Source organism: Clostridium folliculivorans (assembly GCF_024341905.1).
Classification (GTDB): Bacteria; Bacillota; Clostridia; order Clostridiales; family Clostridiaceae; genus Clostridium_AR; species Clostridium_AR folliculivorans.
In genome coordinates, this window is record NZ_BQXY01000002.1 from 296,703 (window position 1) to 315,529 (window position 18,827).

Here is an 18,827-nt window from a genome sequence, read left to right on the forward strand (position 1 = left end):
AATTTTAAAACTGTTTCAACATTAAAACAAGTATTTTTTCTACATATTCTCAAGTTCTTCCTTTGATATAAGAACTTGTCTAGGCTTGCTGCCATCTTTTGGTGAGATAATATTGTTTTCCTCTAACTGTTCCATTATTCTAGCGGCTCTATTAAAACCAACTCTAAGCTTCCTTTGAAGAAAAGAAGTAGATGCCTGACCAGTTTCAACTACTATTCTTATAGCCTCATCTAAAAGTTCATCTCCATCATCAGAATTTGATGTACTTGATGAAGTAACCTCACTATTAATATGTTCTATTATTTCTGTTTCATAAGAAGTCTCTTCTGACGAACCTTTTATGAAGTTAATTACTTGCTCAACTTCCTCTTCTGATATAAACGCTCCCTGAATTCTTACTGGTTTTGATGCTCCAACAGGATAGAACAACATATCCCCCTTACCTAGAAGTTTTTCTGCACCTGATGAATCTAGTATAGTTCTTGAATCTATCTGGCTAGAAACTGCAAAGGATATTCTAGATGGTATGTTAGCTTTTATAACACCGGTTATAACATCAACTGAAGGTCTTTGAGTTGCAATAACAAGATGCATCCCCGCTGCTCTAGCCATCTGGGCTAATCTAGCTATATAATCTTCTACATCATTAGGACAAGCCATCATTAAATCAGCAAGCTCATCTACAATTATAACAATCCAAGGCAATTTTTCAGTGATAATACCCTTATCAAAAAGATTATTATATGATTCTATATTTCTAACACCACTATCCGCAAACAATTTATATCTTCTTGTCATTTCATTAACAGCCCAATTAAGAGCTGCTGCTGCCTTTTTAGGATCAGTCACTACTGGAATTAGAAGCTGAGGTATTCCGTTATATACATTAAGCTCAACTACCTTAGGATCTACCATCAAAAGCTTAACCTCTGAAGGAGAATATTTATATAATATACTAATAATTAAAGTATTTATGCATACACTCTTTCCTGATCCAGTGGCACCAGCTATTAACAGATGAGGCATCTTACTTAAATCTGCAACAATAGCTTTTCCTGCTATATCTTTACCTAAAGCAAAAGCAAGATTAGTTTTAGTATTAATAAACTCATCAGAGTCTAATACTTCTCTAAGCATAACTGGAGTCAATTCTTTATTAGGAACCTCTATTCCTACTGCTGCTTTACCTGGAATTGGTGCTTCTATTCTTACACCGTTAGCGGCTAGTCCTAAAGCTATATCATCTGATAAATTAACTATTTTACTTACTTTTACTCCTGCACTTGGTTGAAGCTCAAATCTAGTAACAGACGGACCTTTAGTTACTTGTACAATTTTAGCATCAACACCAAAACTATTGAGTGTTTCTTCAAGCTTAGTCGCATTTAAAAGTAAATCCTTCTTATCTTCCTTTTTGAGCTTTAAAGCTGAATTTACATTTAGAAGTTCAGTGGAAGGAATTTTATACTCTTTATCATCTGCTGAAAGTAATCTTTCTGTTAATTCCTTATTCACAACTTCCTTAACTTCGTTGTCTAATCCTTTTTTCTTATCAGAGGCACTAGTAGTACTTGGTGTAGACGTAGAATTATCAGTTATTTCTACCTTTGTTGGAGCGCTCTCAGACATTACTTCTTCATGAACTGAAGCATTCTTCATAAAATCCAATATTTTAATTTTATTATTTATTCCATTTATAAATTCATTTTGGCTTGGATTCTTTTCCTCTATAACTAGAAAATCATCTTTTTTCTCTATTTGTTTAGGCTTCTCACTATTCTTTGCACTCTTTTTCTGTAGAAAACCTAAATCTAGGTTTATAGAATCTAATGAGAAATCAAATCCAATTATAAATACTATAATATAGATAGCAATATTCACAATGAAAGTACCTATAGTACCAATTAATTTATATATAGGCAAAGTTATAGTAAATCCAATAATTCCGCTATGAAAATAACCTTGAGAGTATATAATTGCTTTTAATGAATTAAAAAAACTAGTCTTGTCATAATAGCTCTCTATAGACATGACTTGTATAAATACTAAAGAGTTTATTATTGCTATTGTTAAAGCTATGAAACTTTTAGATAATTTTATAACTCCTTTTGAGCTAATATATATTATTGATAAATACACCATATATATTGGTAATATATATGTTCCCACTCCTATTGATGATATAAAGAAACGTTTTGAAAAAAATGAAAGATATCCAGCTGCATTTGTATATATGCTTATAGCTAAAACTAGACTCACTGCTAGTAATATTATTCCAGTTATATCAGTATTTTTTTTCTTTTGATTTTTTTTGCTTGTAGATTTTTTCTTAGCCATTCTTTTCACCTCTCTTTACTACTTCTACAAATAGATTTAATTTCCTCTAAGAACCCTAAAAAATAGCGAATGTGTCTCTCATTTGCAATTTTTTACGCATCTGCCTTTTCGAATGTATATGAGGAAAACTTGGAAGGCGACATATTCTTATTTACTCTTTATCTCAACAATTTTCACTCTATCACAGATATAATTATAAATGATTTACATAAATTGTGGATTAGTAGAGAGTAAATAAACCATAGGATTTCCCTATGGTTTATTTACACTATCTATCATTGAATTCAGTTTAGCAAGTGCTTCCTTAATTCCACCAACTTCATCTATGAGTCCATAATCTACAGCTTCTTTTCCTACTAAAATAGTTCCCATATCATTTAAAAGCTCATCAGTTTGAAGCATTAATGTTTTTAGGGTTTCCTTATTTATTTTAGAAGTTCTAATTATAAATTCATTTATACGTTCCTGCATTTTATTAAAATATTTAAAAGTTTGAGGAACCCCCAGTACTAATCCATTCATTCTTATTGGATGTAATATCATAGTAGCAGAAGGGGATATAAACGAATAATCAGATGCAGTAGCTAAAGGAACTCCTATAGAGTGTCCTCCACCTATTACTAATGATACTGTAGGCTTACTTAGACTTCTTATCATCTCTGAAATGGCGAGTCCTGCTTCTACGTCACCACCAACAGTGTTTAAAATAGTTAATATACCTTCTACCTTTTCATTTTGTTCCATTTCTATCAGTTGAGGTATTACATGCTCATACTTTGTAGTTTTAGTTTGTGGTGGCAAAACACCATGACCTTCAATCTGACCAATTATAGATAATATATGAATTCTTTGTTGTGTTTCTTGAGCAGAATTTAAATTTCCAAGTTCTTTTATTGCTTCAATTTTATCATCTTGTTTTGTTTCATCTTTTTTTAGTTCATCGTTCATAATCATTCCTCCTGTACTTTACTATTTTGTACAAGAGAACTCTCTATTATTCAAGCTATTACATAAAAGCTTTATGAAGTACATTAATTGCTTTTTCTACATCGAAGGAATGTATTAAGCACCATATTGTAGTATGAGAATCAGCTGTCTGGAGAACCTCGATATTATTGTCATCCAAAGTTCTTATTATTTTGGCCATTACTCCAGGAATACCTTTCATTCTTGAACCAATTAAAGAAACTTTACTGCAGTCTTTAACTAAGCTGTATATAATATTTTCACCTTTTAGCACTGATTCTAATTTTAACAAGTCTTCCGAATCAATCGTAAATATTTTTTCTTTTGGAAATATATTAATTAAATCTAAGCTTATTTTATTTTCAGCTAAAGTATCTAATACTTTTCTATATTCAATTTTATCTTTATTTTCTAAATCAGTTACAGTTACTTGAATTCTTCCTGACATATGAGTTATGCCAGTTAAAATACGTGGATCACTGCTATCACCAACATTGTCTATGACAGTCCCTTTACTTTTAGACATTGTATTTTTTATTACAAGAGGTATATTTCCTCTCATAGCAATCTCTACAGCTCTAGGGTGAATAACTTTAGCACCTTGATCAGCAAACTGAAACACTTCATTATAGCTTATTTTATCTATCAGATTTGCATCTTCTACTATTCTTGGATCTGCTGTCATTATCCCATCTACATCAGTAAATATTTCGATTTGCTCACTTTTTAAAGCTACACCGAGTATTGATGCTGTAGTATCACTTCCACCTCTTCCGAGAGTTGTAAAATTACCTTCTGCATCAGTACCTTGGAATCCACATACTACTGGTACTATTCCTTCGTTCAATAGGTGTATTATTCTCTTTGTATCTACGTCTAATAATCGCGCATTGGAAAAATCACTATTAGTTATTATACCAGCTTGTCCGCCAGTCAAAGGCATGGCTTTAATATTATTCATATATAGTTCTTGGCAAAGAACTGTAGAACTAATTATTTCACCACAACACATTAAAAGATCAGTTGCATGCTTGTTTGATTTTTTAAAATCACTATTTAGAAGTGAAAGAAGTGTATCTGTTGCATACGGTTCTCCTCTTCTTCCCATAGCAGAAACTACAACTACTGGTGAATAACCATTATTTATTGCTTCTTTAACCTTTTCAATTACCTGTTCTCTTCTCTCAGATGTAGATACTGAAGTTCCACCAAACTTTTGTATGATGATTTTCAAAATATCACTCCTTTGTTAAAGCTTTGTTCTTTTAATCATTTCCTCTTCGACGTCAAGTATTATCGTTTTTGCACCTATTTTTTTTACGTAATCCCAAGAAATCTCTAGGAATTCGTCTCCTCCAAATAAGCTAAACTTTGACATATTGACATTTATGATGAGAAACTTAAGCTTCCCCTCATCATCTATAACTATATCATTGCTTGATAAAGAATTATACTTTTCGCCATCATTTACGTTTATGATTTCATAACGTTCCATTTCAGATAAATATTTTACATTGTCACTCATTGTAATACACCTCCTTAACATCAAAGTATGATACCAAGGAGGATTTTATGCTTATATATTTCCTTCACTGTTAGTGTATGCAACTGCATCTTTTTGTGCTAGCGTGGACAAAGTATCTAAATTAATTTCTTTTCCAACAAATGCACCATTAATTATTCCTGGTTTAAAGCATTGTTCAAGCATAGTGTGAACTGTATCGAAATTAATTCTGTCTATTTTACTTATTATATCTTCTGGTTTATTTATCTTATTTAAGAATAGAACAGATTTACCATTACTAAACATTCTACTACTAGTACTTTCTAATCCTAAAACATAACCTGCTTTAATTTTTTCTTTATTTATATTTAGTTGTTCTTTAGTGATTCCTTTAGAAATAAAAAGCTTTAATTCCTCATTTATAGCAAGCAGTGTTTCTTCTGCATACACAGGATTAAGTCCTACATAAATATTTAACATTCCAGTATTCTTATAAGAAAGAGGATATGAATAAACTGAATAGCACACACCCATTTCTTCACGAATCTTTTGGAATAGCAGTGAAGATGCACCTCCACCTAAAATATTATTTAGAACTATTAAATTATATCCGTTATCGTCTCCGATTGGAACTCCTTTAAGTCCTAAATTTATATGAAGTTGTTCAATATCCTTATCAGAGCTTACGAAATTACTTTTAAGCTCTGGAGTCGAATAATCTGTTATTATCTCTCTTTCAGATTTCCAACCACCAAAGTAATTCTCTACAAGTTTTATAAGCTCTTGATATTCAAACTTACCACAAATAGATAGAACTGAATTTTTAGGTGTATAATGAGATTTAACATAGTTAGTTATAGTTGCTTTATTGAACGATCTTACAGTTTCAGGAGTTCCGAGGATTGGATAAGCTAAAGAGTCATCCTCAAAAGCTGCCTTTGCATGTATATCCGACAATACATCCTCTGGAGTATCTTCACCCATATTTATTTCTTCTACAACTACACCTTGTTCCTTTTGTATATCTTCTTCAGCGAAATTAGAATTAAACATCATATCAGACAATACTTCTAAGCATAATCCAGCATGAGTTGAAAGAGCTTTGAAATAATAACAGGTAGACTCTTTACTTGTATAAGCATTTATTTGTCCACCTACATTTTCTATATCTTCAGCTATTTGTTTGGCATTTCTGCTTTTTGTACCTTTAAACATCATGTGTTCTATAAAGTGTGAGATACCATTATTATGTAAATCTTCATTCCTTGATCCATTTTCTACATGTAATCCTATGCTTATAGAGTCAACATGATCTATATATTCTGTGACAACTCTTAAACCATTTGGTAATGTGTATAAGTTATACATAAAAATACCTCCTTAAAAAATAAAAAGGCAATTTTTAAGTTGCCCTTTCATCGTTATTCTTTTGATTTATCTTCTTTTGATTTGTCTTCTTGTGTTTCAGCGATCGCATCTTTTCTAGATAGGTTGATTCTGCCTTGGTTATCTATTTCAGTAACCTTAACAAGTATTTCATCCCCTACAGATACAATATCTTCAACCTTATTTACTCTAGCTACATCAAGTTTAGATATATGAACTAAACCTTCTTTGTTTGGTAGTATTTCAACAAATGCACCAAATTGAGCAATCTTAACTACTTTACCTAAGTATATTTCTCCTGCTTTTACTTCACGAGTAAGTCCATCTATTATCTTTAACGCTTCATTAACTCCTGAGTGATCTGAAGAGGAAACAAATATCTTTCCATCATCCTTAATGTCAATCTTAACCCCAGTATCAGCTATAATCTTATTGATTATCTTTCCACCAGCACCGATTACATCTCTTATCTTATCAGGATCAATTTGTATTGTTGAAGTCTTAGGAGCATATAATGAAACTTCTTTTCTAGCATCTGGTATGCATTCTTTAATCTTATCAAGTATGCCAAGTCTTGCTTTTCTTGCATCATATATAGCAGTTCTTATACAATATTCTGACAATCCAGCTATTTTTGTATCAACTTGTATAGAAGTTATTCCTTTTTCTGTACCTGCTACCTTAAAGTCCATATCTCCAAAGAAGTCTTCTATTCCTTGTATATCAGTAAGAATTTCTTCTTCTGATAAATCTTCAGAAGTTATTAAGCCCATTGCTATACCAGCAGCTGGTCTTTTAATTGGAACTCCTGCATCTAATAATGCTAAAGTTGATCCGCAAACTGATGCTTGTGATGTAGAACCATTTGAGCTTAATACTTCAGATACAAGTCTTATAGTGTATGGGAATTCTTCTTCTGATGGTATAAGTGGTTCTAAAGCTCTTTCAGCTAATGCACCATGACCAATTTCTCTTCTACCTGGTCCTCTTAAAGGTCTAACTTCACCAACACTGTATGATGGGAAGTTGTAGTGATGCATATATCTCTTAGATACTTCTTCACCAATTCCATCTAGAATTTGAACATCTCCTATAGCACCTAAAGTTGCTACAGTCATAACTTGTGTAAGTCCTCTTGTAAATATACCTGTTCCGTGAGTTCTTGGTAAAACTCCTACTTCACAGTTTATTGGTCTAACTTCATCAAAAGCTCTACCATCAGGACGTCTTCTTTCATGTAAAAGCATATCTCTTACAATCTCTTTTTGAATTCTGTATACAACGTCATTAACGTCAGACATGTTGTCTGGATATATATCAGCAAAGTGTTGTACTACACTCTTCTTAACTTCATCCATCTCTTCATTTCTTTCATTCTTGTCGATAATATACATAGCTTTTTTTATAGTTTCAAAGGAATATTCGCGAACAGTTTTTTCTAGTTCTGCATCAACCTTGTATATTAAAGGTACCTTTTTCTCTTTTCCAAAAGTTTTCATCGCTTCTTCTTGGAAAGCTACTATATCTTTACATGCTTCAAATCCAAAAGTAATAGCATTTATCATAGTTTCTTCTGGTATCTCGTGACCACCAGCTTCAATCATCATAACTCTATCTTTTGTAGCACATACTGTTAAAGCAAGTATCATTTCTTCTCTTTGCTTTGATGTTGGATTTAATATAAATTCATCACCGATTAAACCTACTTGTACTGCGGCTACTGGAGTGGTGAATGGGATACTTGATAGACAAAGAGCAGTGGATGCTGCATTTATCGCAAGAATTTCTGGAAGGTTATCGTTTTCTACAGAAACTACTGTACAAACTACTTGTACGTCATTTCTATATCCTTTAGGGAAAAGTGGTCTAAGCGGTCTGTCAACAGCTCTTCCATTTAGAATTGCTTTTTCTGAAGGTCTACCCTCTCTCTTGATAAATCCTCCAGGTATTTTTCCTACTGCATATAATCTTTCTTCATATTCAACACTTAAAGGAAAGAAATCAATCCCCTCTCTTGGTGATTCTGAAGCATTTGCGTTTGTTAATATTACTGTGTCACCATAGCTCATTAAGATAGCAGTATCTGAAAGCATTCCTAACTTTCCAAATTCTACTTTCATTTTTCTACCAGCTACAGTGGTTTCATGAAAATGATTCATGTGTTATTACCTCCTTTCGGTTACTTATGTAAAACTTTACTTTAGTTGATAAAATAATAGAGCGGTATAACCGCTCTTTTCAGATTAACCTCTTATACCTAATTGTCCTATTATTGCTCTGTATCTTTCGATATCTTGAGAAGATAGGTAGTTTAAAAGACCTCTTCTTTGTCCAACCATCATTAGAAGACCTCTTCTTGAATGGTGATCTTTCTTATGAACCTTTAAATGTTCAGTAAGATAGTTGATTCTTTCAGTAAGTAGTGCTATTTGCACTTCTGGTGAACCAGTATCTCCTTCATGTCTTGCGTACTTAACTATAATTTCTTGTTTTCTTGCCTTATCCATGTGTAAACACCTCCAAAATTATCCCCTAGTTCCATGAAAAAAGATGGCAAACCTTTTATCTTAGGATTAGGTTCTCAAAGGTATTATAGCAGAACTAATTTTTATTGTAAATGAATTTTTTTACAATCCAATTAGGTTTTTTCTTGATTCAGCAAAAGCTTTATCGCTAATTAGTTGCTGCTGTAACTCCTTTAGGCTATTAAACTTTTCTTCATTTCTTATTCTTTCAAGAAAATAAACTTTTAATTCATCGCCATAAATATTTTTATTAAAATTTAATATATACGTTTCTATAGTTATATTCTTACCATTTACAGTAGGATTATAACCAATAGATGTTATACTTTTATATAACTTACTCTTATAAACCGTATTTGTATAATAAACGCCTATCTTAGGAAGAACTGAGCTAGAGTCAACCTCAGTATTTGCAGTAGGAAATCCGAGTGTTCTTCCAAGTTGCTTTCCTCGCACAACTGTGCCTCTTAGAATATATGGTCTAGTCAATAATGCATTAGCATCATCTAAATCTCCATCAATTAGAAGATTTCTTATCTTTGTGCTGCTTATTATATTTTCTTCATTCATCAAAGCACCCATAATATGCAGTTCAAATCCATACTTTTCACTTAGAGCTTTTAGAAGATTTATATCACCTTTATTTTTATAGCCAAATCTATAATTAAATCCAACAATTATCCCTTTAGCATTATATTTTCTTAAAAGCATTTCTATAAATGCTTCAGGCTCAATCTTCATAAAGTCTTCATTAAAATTTACAAGACAAGCGATATCAATGCCTAGTTCTTCAAGAATCTCAAGTTTTGTTGCGTTATCAAGTAGCAGTTTAGGAGCTCTATCTTTATTTACTACAGTTAGTGGATGATTTTTAAAAGTAAAAACCATACTAGAACAGCTATTTTCCTTAGCTAGTTCCAAAGTTTTATTTATCAAACTCAAATGTCCTAAATGCAAACCATCGAAACTACCTAGAGCTATAAAAGAACTTTTTTGTAAAGAGATTTTGCTATTTTCATCAATAATTATCATCTTTGTACCTCTAATCTAATAATAATTTTTCCAATTTAAAGCCATCCCTATTCATCTTACCAAGTCCAATTAAAGATCCTTTATTATCATACACTTTATAAAGCTTTTGAAAATCAAGTTCATCTCTAATCATTGTTCTATCACTCACTCTTACTCCATTAATTAATAACTTAGAGAATTTTTCATTTACGTTAATACTGTCATAAAACTTTAATGCATCTTCAATTGATATAATAAAATCATTTATATTAGATTCATTTAAATCTTCTAATTTAACGCTGTTTCCTAATGTGAAAAATCCATTTCTAGTTCTACACAAGGCAGTCATAGTTGCACCTACATTTAATTCGTTTCCTATATCGAAGCATAAGCTTCTGATATATGTTCCTTTCGAGCAAGTAACATCCATAGTGACATAAGGAAGAGCAATATCTATATTATCTATAGAATATATGTTAATCTTTCTTGCTTCTCTTTCAATCTCTTTTCCTTGCCTCGCAAGCTCATATAATCTTTTTCCATTAACCTTAAGTGCAGAATACATAGGAGGAACTTGATCTATTAAACCAATAAATTTAGATATTACTTTTAAAACATCCTCATTTTTTATATGGTCTGTTTTTGAAGTCTTAATAACAGATCCTTCTAAGTCATATGTATCAGTTACTATTCCTAACTGAAAACTAACCTTGTATGATTTTTGATTTTCCATTATATAATCAATTATTTTAGTTGCTTTTCCCATACAAACAGGAAGGACCCCTGAGGCTTCAGGATCAAGGGTTCCTGTATGTCCAACTTTTTTTTCCTTAGTTAAAAACCTAACTTTTCTAACTACATCAAAAGAAGTCATACCTGTGCTTTTATTTATATTAATTATACCATTCATATCTATATCTCTTCTTTTATTTGATTTAAAACTAAGTTTTTAGCTTCGTTTAAGGATATGTTTTTCATAGTAATTCCAGAAGCTCTCACATGACCGCCTCCGCCAAAAACTGAAGCAACTTTGTTAACATTCAAGTATTTTTTAGATCTTAAGCTTACTTTAACTCCATCTTCAACTTCCCTGAATAATACCGCTCCCTCAACACCTCTAATTTGAAGGCCTTGAGAGATTATATCTGAAGAATCATCTAAAACTATATTTAATCTATTAATTGTATCCCTAGTTATTTCCATAACAGCAAGCTTTCCTTCATATATAAGCTCTGTATTTCCTAATACATCCCCTATAAGTTTTAGCTTTTCAAAAGGCTTATTATCAAATATATTACTATGAATATCTGAATGATTTATATTAAATTTTAGAAGTTCAGATGCAATAGCATGAGTAGTTGGAGTGGCGTTTGAATGTCTAAAAGACCCTGTATCTGTAACTAGGGCAGTGTAAAGACATTTTGCTATATCACTATCGATTTCAGCATTTAATAACTTTATAAGACTATATACTATTTCTGCTGTTGCAGACGCAGTAACATCTATAAAATTTAAATCACCATAAAGATCATTTGATAGATGATGATCTATATTTATAATAGTACCTTGAAATCCTTCTAAATCTGCTGAAATTCTCTCTTTATTTCCACAATCAAGTATTATTACACAATCACTATCTTCTTTAGGACTTACACATTCTCCATTAAGCTCATTTGAAAAAGGAAGGAAGCTTAAATTATACGATATCGTATCTTTCGATATCATATAAGCTTCCTTACCAATTTTTTTTAAGGCTTGATATAATGACAACACGCTACCAGCAGCATCACCATCAGGAGAAACATGAAATGTAATACCTATTTTATTCATCGGTAAAATCTTATTAGCAATTTCATGTAGTGTCATTCTATTTCTCCTTTATCTTCTCTAAAAGAGAATCTATATGCATTCCTTTTTCAATAGACTCATCTAATTGAAATAACACCTCAGGTGTATGTCTTAGATTAATTCTATGGCCTAATTCTTTACGAACAAAACTACTAGAACTCTTTAAAGCGCTAAAAGTACTAGCCTTTTCCTCTTCACTTAAACTGAATATACTAATATAGATATTAGCATACCTTAAGTCCTTTGTTACTACCGCATCAGTTACACTTATCATAGCAGTTAGCCTAGGATCTTTTATACTGTTTCTTATTATATCGCTTACTTCTTTTTTTACTTCTTCATTTATTCTTCCGCCTCTATAGTTAGGCATGAAAATCACCTCTTTTAAAGTTCTTTTCTTTCAATTGCTTGCATAGTAAAGGCTTCAACAATATCGCCTTCTTTGATATCATTAAACTTTTCGAAACTTAATCCACATTCATATCCTGTATTAACTTCCTTAACATCATCCTTAAATCTCTTTAATGATGAAAGCTTACCTTCTAGTATAACTATGCCGTCTCTAATTATTCTAACCTCAGAATTTCTTACCATCTTACCATCTAATACGTAAGATCCAGCAATAGTTCCAACATTAGAAATTTTATATGTCTGTCTTATCTCAGCTCTACCAAGTATAACTTCTTTATATTCAGGTTCAAGCATACCTATCATAGCTGATTTTATATCTTCGATAGCATCATAGATAATTCTGTATGTTTTAATATCAACATTCTCTTTTTCTGCTATGCTTACTGCATTGTTGTCAGGTCTTACATTAAAGCCTATAACAATAGCATTAGAAGCTGTTGCAAGAGTTATATCTGTTTCAGTTATTGCTCCAACTGCACCATGGATTACTCTTACTCTAACATCCTCAGTAGATAATTTTTCTAATGATGATCTTATAGCTTCAACTGAACCTTGAACGTCAGCTTTTACTATTATAGCAAGTTCCTTTACTTTTCCTTCTCTTATTTGGCTGTATAAATCTTCAAGAGAAACTCTATTTGAATTATTAAAGCTTTCTTCACGATTCTTTTCTCTTCTAGATTCCGCCATTTGTCTAGCAGTCTTTTCATCTTTTACTACTATAAATCTATCACCTGCTGAAGGAACATCAGATAGTCCAAGAACTTCTACTGGTATGGAAGGTCCTGCTAACTTAATCTTTTTACCCTTATCATCAAACATAGCTCTGATTCTTCCATAAGTTGAACCAACTACGATTGAATCTCCAGAATGAAGTGTTCCATTACCGATAAGTAATGATGCAACAGCTCCTCTTCCTTTGTCAAGCTTAGCTTCAACAACAGTTCCCTTAGCTCTTCTTGATGGGTTAGCTTGAAGTTCAAGCATTTCAGCTGTTAAAACTACCATTTCTAGAAGAGTGTCTATACCTTCATGAGTTTTTGCAGAAACAGGAACGCATATAACATCTCCGCCCCAATCTTCTGATACAAGACCGTACTCTGTAAGTTCTTGTTTAACTCTTTCGATATTAGCTCCTGGTCTATCCATCTTATTTATAGCTACAACCATTGGTACATTTGCAGCCTTACAGTGATTTATAGCTTCAACTGTTTGTGGCATTATACCATCATCTGCAGCTACTACAAGAATAACTATATCAGTAATTTGAGCACCACGAGCTCTCATTGCTGTAAATGCCTCATGTCCTGGAGTATCTAAAAATGTTATCTTTTGATTGTTAACATTAACAGTATAAGCACCTATGTGCTGAGTTATACCTCCAGCTTCTGATTCAGTTACTTTTGCTTTTCTTATAGCATCAAGTAAAGAAGTCTTACCATGGTCAACGTGACCCATTACTGTTATAATCGGAGGTCTGTTTTCAAGGTTTTCGCCATCTTCAGTTTCCTCTTCAAATATTTCTAAAGTAGCTTCTTCTGTTTTCTTTATAACTGAAACACCATACTTTTCTGCAGCTTTTTGAGCTGTAGCGAAGTCTATTTCTTGGTTAATAGCAGCCATAACACCAGTGAAGATTAGAGTTTTTATTACATCAGCACCAGGCTTATTTAACTTTTCAGCTAATTCCTTAACTGTTATTGTATCGCTGATTTCAATAGTACCGCCATCTAATTCAGTAGCATTACCATCTTCATCCGTGATATCTTCATCATCTGATTTCTTTTTCTTTCTCTTTTTAGCAACATTATTAACTTCTTCAGCAACCATTTCCTCATATTCATCTACGATAGTTTTAGAAACTTCCTCATCATCGTCATCCGAACCTGCTGGAATTATAGTGTGATCACTACCTGCTAATAATTCTTTAATAAGTTCTGCATCTTCATCCTCTATAACGCTCATGTGATTCTTAACTTCTATGCTAAATTCATCCATAAGCAAAGTGATAAGATCCTTACTTGCTACATTTAATTCTTTTGCTAATTCATATACTCTAATTTTTGACATAGATTCACCCCCGACAAAATTCGTTGGATTTATCAAATATTCTCTTGAATTTGAATTAATTTCTTAGCCATATTTTGTTCAATAACAGCTAATACATTAATCTCACTTCTTCCTAAGCTCAATCCTAAGTCTTCTTTAGAGAAAACATCAATTGTAGGGATATTTTTTTCTATGCAGTATCGCATAAACATATCCTTACTTTTAGGCGAAAGCTCAGTTGAGAATATAAACAAATAAATCTTTTTCTTCTTTAATATTTCTTCGCATTTATTGTAACCTTCAATTAAGTTCCCGGATTTTTTTACTAGTCCTAAAAACTGAAGAAACTTATTAACCATTTACAATTTCATCCTTTAAGTTATTATAAATATTCTCATCGATTGTTGTTTCAAGATTTTTATTAAGTCTTTTTGCTTTGAATGCCTTATCTAAGCATTCAACACTTTTACAGATATAAGCTCCTCTACCGGACTTTTTACCTGTCAAATCAACTGATACAACACCCTCTGGACTTTTTACAATCCTTATGAGTTCTTTTTTCGGTTTCATTTCCATGCAACCTGTGCACATTCTCATTGGAATTTTTTTTGGTTTCATTGTAGCACCTCCAAGCTTCAGAACTATTCAGTCTGAGACTTGCTTTTAATATCAATCTTCCATCCAGTAAGCTTAGCAGCTAATCTTACATTCTGGCCTTCCTTACCTATAGCAAGCGATAATTGGTTATCATCTACAACTACCTTAGCAGACTTACTATCTTCATCAATTGCAACATCTAAAACTTTAGCTGGGCTTAAAGCGTTAGCTATATATTCTTCAGGTAATTTACTCCATTTGATGATATCAATTTTTTCATTCTTTAACTCATTGACTATATTTTGAACTCTTGAACCCTTTGGTCCAACACAAGCTCCCATAGGATCAACAGATTCATCAGTTGTATTTACTGCAATCTTAGTTCTTGAACCTGCTTCTCTTGCAATACTCTTAATTTCTACTACACCTTCAAAAATTTCAGGAACTTCTAACTCAAAAAGTCTTTTAACAAGTCCTGGATGAGTTCTTGAAACTAAAACTTGAGCACCTTTTGAAGTATTTTTTACTTCTACAATGTAAAGTTTTAACTTTTCATTGAAATTATATTCCTCACCAGCCATTTGTTCGTTAGGTCCTAGAATTGCTTCTATTCTTCCTAAATCAACAAAAACATTGCCTTTATCTTTTCTAATTATCGTTCCAGTGATTATATCAAATTCTTTTTGAATGAATTCATTATAGATAATATTTCTTTCTGCTTCCTTAATTCTTTGGATTACTACTTGTTTTGCAAGCTGTGCTGCTACTCTACCAAAGTTTCTTGGAGTTACTTCTATTTCAACAACATCATCTATTTCATATCTAGGATCAATCTCTTTTGCCTCATCAATTGATATTTCTGACACTTCGTCATAAACAAAATCCACAATTGATTTTTGCGCATAAACATGGATTTCACCAGTTTCCCTGTTCATACTTACTCTTACATTCTGGGCTGCAGTAGTTGAATTTGCATAATTCTTCTTATATGCAGCTACAAGAGCATCTTCTAAGGTTGTAAATATAAGATCTTCGCTTATACCCTTTTCTTTTACAATCTCTTTCAATGCACCTATAAATTCTTCATTCATTTTTTACCCCTCCTTACTAAATCTCCCCTTCGATGTTTACAGACTTTATTTTATCTTTAGGAACAGTAAACTTTTCACTGTTTTCTGCGATAACTAATGTCTCATCTGTTACTTCTTCAAGTATACCTTTTATGTTTTTTTTGCCATCTACATTTTTAGTGAATTTTACAAAAACCTCTGAGCCTACAAATCTTTTATAGTGCTCTTCAGTAAATAACTGTCTATTAAGTCCAGGTGAAGAAACTTCTAAATAATATGGATCTGTTATAGGATCCTTATCATCTAGTATATCACTTATTCTCCTACTTACTTTTTCACAGTCAGCTAGAGATATACCTTCTGACTTATCGATATATATCCTTAAGTAGTATTCGTTGTTTTCCTTTACAAACTCAACGTAATAAAGCTCATACCCAAGTTCATCTACAACAGGCTTGCAAAGGTTATTTAAATTTTCTAAAAGTGCATCTTTATTCATATCTATCCTCCTTTAAACACCTAGCAATTTTTATTAGTATTCCCAGATAATAAATCTATATTGATTATTATGCAAAAACGCAACTTTCAACAAGTTGCGTTTACAAATAGAAAGAGCGGACTTTTATGCCCACTCTTATCTTGCTCTATTGTAAATAATCTACTAGTCTAATCATAACATAGTAATTATTGGATTACAAGTACTAATTTATATAAGTATAAATGGATGCTCTGATTTGTTACTTTATTCATCAAAAACATTCATTTTTAGCTAATGATTAACTTATTAATAAGCTTCTTTAAGTGTTTGTATTGAACTATTACTTAGTACCGTATTAGAAATTTGTAATTATATTAATAAAAAAGTCGCTGAAGCGACCTTTTTTACTGCATTTGCCTTTTCGGATGCATATAAGTAAAATTACAACTAATAAGTTTCACTTTTACTGTACAGCTATAAAAAGCTTCTGAAAACATTAAATTATCTAGATTTAACGTCTATAAAAACTTTATATTTTCATTTACAGTAAAAAAAGCGACTAAGTCGCTTTTAAAATTGCTCAATCTCTTTAATCAATTCATTAACTAGGTCTTTTTCATCAACTTTTCTAACTATTTCACCTTTTTTGAATATTAGTCCTTCACCATTTCCTCCAGCTATTCCAATATCAGCTTCTCTAGCTTCACCAGGACCATTAACAACACAACCCATTATAGCCACTTTTATATTTTTCTTGCAAGATGCGAGCTTACTCTCTACTTGCTCCGCTATATTAATTAAATCAATTTTTGTTCTTCCACACGTTGGACAAGATATGAACTGTATTCCTGATTTAACATATCCGAAAGTCTTAAGTATTTCACGTCCAACTTTAATTTCTTCAACAGGGTCTCCTGTTAATGATACTCTGATAGTATCACCAATTCCTTCAGAAAGCAAAGTACCGATACCTATACTTGACTTAATAGTGCCTCTCCATAATGTTCCGGCTTCTGTAACACCTAGATGAAGAGGATAATTAACCCTATCTGCCATAAGTCTATAGCTATCAATCATCTTTAATACATCTGCTGATTTTATTGATATTACTATATCATTAAAATTCATCTCTTCTAGTATTTTTACGTGCCCTAGAGCACTTTCTACTAAAGCCTCAGGAGTTGGACTTCCGTATTTTTTCAATAACTCTTTTTCAAGCGATCCTGAGTTAACTCCAATTCTTATAGGAATTTCTCTTGACTTTGCAGCTTCAGCCACAAGTCTAACTCTATCAGCACTTCCTATATTTCCAGGATTTATTCTAAGTGCCGAAACTCCATTTTTTATAGATTCTAATGCTAATCTATAATCAAAATGGATATCAGCGACTAATGAAATATTGATACCTTTAACTATATCTTTAATAGCTGCTGCTGCTTCCATATCTGGTACTGCGCACCTAACTATATCACAACCAGCCTCTTCAAGCCTTTTTATCTGTTCAATAGTACTTTTAACATCTCTCGTATCTGTATTAGTCATAGATTGTACTGATACGGGTGAATCTCCACCTAAAAATACATTTCCAACTCTAACCTTTTTTGTTTGCCTTCTGTCCATAAAACCATCTCCTACAAATTAACTGGGAACAATATATCCTTAACTGTTACTAAAAGCATCAACAGCATAAGTAGTGAAAATCCCACAAAGTTTAGTGCACCTACAACTTTATCAGGAACTTTCTTTCTTGTTATCAGTTCAAATAATAACATAATAATCCATCCTCCATCAAGTGCTGGAAATGGTAGTAAGTTAAATACTGCAAGCTGAACACTTAAGTAAGCTGTAAACCATACTAAAGTTATTATGCCACTTTTAGCCGCAGTTCCTGTCATTTTAACAATAGTTACCGGCCCACCAACATCGGTTTTTAAGTTAGCTTTTCCTGTGAAAATTGTTTTTAAAGCAGAAAATGTTTGCTTAACCCATGAAGCTGTTCCCTTAAAGCTATACTTAACACTTTGAACAATAGAAGGGCTCTCAACAAAATCATTAGTTATACCTATCATTAAAATCCCATCACTATTTTTAGTTGGTACTATACTAAAACTTTTAGTTTCGCTTCCTCTTTTTAATTGCACGTCTACAGCATTTCCCTTTGACATGGCTATCTCGTATGTTAAATCATCTTTAGTAAGCACTGTGGAATTATTGACTTTAGTGATTTGATCACCTTGCATTAATCCTGCTTTAGCTGCTGGAGAATCTTTAACAACATCCTTTACGATTGGAATCGCATATCCATTATGAAATGTAAAGATGCTAAATAAAACTATTGCCAGCACATAATTCATAAAAGCTCCAGCAAATATTATTGATATTCTTTGAAGAGGTGATTTAGATAAAAATCCTCTAGTATCACTAGTAGTCTCTTCTTCGCCGTACATCTTAACATATCCGCCGATTGGGAGTGCCTTAATCATATATTCTGTCTCTTTACCTTTAATACTAAAAAGTTTAGGACCCATTCCTATAGAAAATTCATCTACCTTTACCCCATTGAGCTTTGCTAAAGTAAAATGTCCAAGTTCATGAATTAATATTAATAAACTAAATGCAATAACTGCAAAAACTATATACACAGT

The 18,827-nt window shown here is 32.1% G+C and carries 18 protein-coding genes; all 18 read right to left on the bottom strand.

Annotated elements, in window-relative coordinates:
- Positions 1-39: 39 nt before the first annotated feature.
- The 18 genes from OCU55_RS07725 to rseP all read right to left on the bottom strand — a co-directional run bounded on the left by OCU55_RS07725 (position 40) and on the right by rseP (position 18,824).
- A complete protein-coding gene (locus tag OCU55_RS07725) occupies positions 40-2,337 on the bottom strand; it encodes an FtsK/SpoIIIE family DNA translocase (RefSeq protein WP_261851742.1) in 2,298 nt (765 codons plus the stop codon).
- Between the two features lie 252 nt (positions 2,338-2,589).
- Entirely contained in the window at positions 2,590-3,285 is a 696-nt protein-coding gene (locus OCU55_RS07730) for a ClpP family protease (protein ID WP_261851743.1), read from the bottom strand.
- Positions 3,286-3,343: 58 nt separating this feature from the next.
- The gene (dapG, locus tag OCU55_RS07735; RefSeq protein WP_261851744.1) at positions 3,344-4,537 is read right to left on the bottom strand and encodes an aspartate kinase; all 1,194 of its coding nucleotides are present in this window, start codon (positions 4,535-4,537) and stop codon (positions 3,344-3,346) included.
- Between the two features lie 15 nt (positions 4,538-4,552).
- Complete coding sequence (locus tag OCU55_RS07740; RefSeq protein ID WP_183277388.1) at positions 4,553-4,828, bottom strand: YlmC/YmxH family sporulation protein; 276 nt, start codon at positions 4,826-4,828, stop codon at positions 4,553-4,555.
- A gap of 51 nt (positions 4,829-4,879) precedes the next feature.
- Complete coding sequence (locus OCU55_RS07745) at positions 4,880-6,175, bottom strand: M16 family metallopeptidase (RefSeq protein WP_261851745.1); 1,296 nt, start codon at positions 6,173-6,175, stop codon at positions 4,880-4,882.
- A 53-nt stretch (positions 6,176-6,228) separates the two neighbouring features.
- Positions 6,229-8,352, bottom strand: coding sequence for a polyribonucleotide nucleotidyltransferase (locus OCU55_RS07750; protein ID WP_261851746.1), 2,124 nt, complete (start codon positions 8,350-8,352; stop codon positions 6,229-6,231).
- A gap of 84 nt (positions 8,353-8,436) precedes the next feature.
- A complete protein-coding gene (gene rpsO, locus OCU55_RS07755) occupies positions 8,437-8,700 on the bottom strand; it encodes a 30S ribosomal protein S15 (RefSeq protein ID WP_183277391.1) in 264 nt (87 codons plus the stop codon).
- 120 nt (positions 8,701-8,820) lie between these two features.
- Positions 8,821-9,750: a bifunctional riboflavin kinase/FAD synthetase gene (locus OCU55_RS07760; RefSeq protein WP_261851747.1), complete on the bottom strand. Its 930-nt coding sequence runs from the start codon at positions 9,748-9,750 to the stop codon at positions 8,821-8,823.
- A gap of 10 nt (positions 9,751-9,760) precedes the next feature.
- Positions 9,761-10,639 (bottom strand): tRNA pseudouridine(55) synthase TruB, encoded by an 879-nt coding sequence (gene truB, locus OCU55_RS07765; protein WP_261851748.1) that lies wholly within the window; start codon positions 10,637-10,639, stop codon positions 9,761-9,763.
- A 2-nt stretch (positions 10,640-10,641) separates the two neighbouring features.
- Positions 10,642-11,595, bottom strand: a complete 954-nt coding sequence (locus tag OCU55_RS07770) for a DHH family phosphoesterase (protein ID WP_261851749.1) — start codon at positions 11,593-11,595, stop codon at positions 10,642-10,644.
- Between the two features lies 1 nt (position 11,596).
- Positions 11,597-11,947 (bottom strand): 30S ribosome-binding factor RbfA, encoded by a 351-nt coding sequence (gene rbfA / locus OCU55_RS07775; protein ID WP_200268105.1) that lies wholly within the window; start codon positions 11,945-11,947, stop codon positions 11,597-11,599.
- Positions 11,948-11,961: 14 nt separating this feature from the next.
- Positions 11,962-14,058 carry a translation initiation factor IF-2 gene (gene infB / locus OCU55_RS07780; protein ID WP_261851750.1) on the bottom strand — a complete coding sequence of 699 codons (2,097 nt, stop codon included), beginning with the start codon at positions 14,056-14,058 and terminating at the stop codon, positions 11,962-11,964.
- A 32-nt stretch (positions 14,059-14,090) separates the two neighbouring features.
- On the bottom strand, positions 14,091-14,396 hold the full coding sequence (locus OCU55_RS07785; protein WP_200268100.1) for a ribosomal L7Ae/L30e/S12e/Gadd45 family protein: 306 nt from the start codon (positions 14,394-14,396) through the stop codon (positions 14,091-14,093).
- Positions 14,389-14,655, bottom strand: coding sequence for an RNase P modulator RnpM (rnpM, locus tag OCU55_RS07790; protein WP_183277398.1), 267 nt, complete (start codon positions 14,653-14,655; stop codon positions 14,389-14,391). Before rnpM ends, OCU55_RS07785 begins: the two co-directional genes overlap by 8 nt.
- Before the next feature lie 23 nt (positions 14,656-14,678).
- Positions 14,679-15,725, bottom strand: a complete 1,047-nt coding sequence (nusA, locus tag OCU55_RS07795) for a transcription termination factor NusA (protein WP_261851751.1) — start codon at positions 15,723-15,725, stop codon at positions 14,679-14,681.
- A 16-nt stretch (positions 15,726-15,741) separates the two neighbouring features.
- Entirely contained in the window at positions 15,742-16,203 is a 462-nt protein-coding gene (gene rimP / locus OCU55_RS07800; RefSeq protein ID WP_261851752.1) for a ribosome maturation factor RimP, read from the bottom strand.
- Positions 16,204-16,752: 549 nt separating this feature from the next.
- Positions 16,753-17,802 carry a flavodoxin-dependent (E)-4-hydroxy-3-methylbut-2-enyl-diphosphate synthase gene (gene ispG / locus OCU55_RS07805; protein WP_261851753.1) on the bottom strand — a complete coding sequence of 350 codons (1,050 nt, stop codon included), beginning with the start codon at positions 17,800-17,802 and terminating at the stop codon, positions 16,753-16,755.
- An 11-nt stretch (positions 17,803-17,813) separates the two neighbouring features.
- Positions 17,814-18,824 carry an RIP metalloprotease RseP gene (gene rseP / locus OCU55_RS07810; RefSeq protein WP_261851754.1) on the bottom strand — a complete coding sequence of 337 codons (1,011 nt, stop codon included), beginning with the start codon at positions 18,822-18,824 and terminating at the stop codon, positions 17,814-17,816.
- Positions 18,825-18,827: the final 3 nt, after the last annotated feature.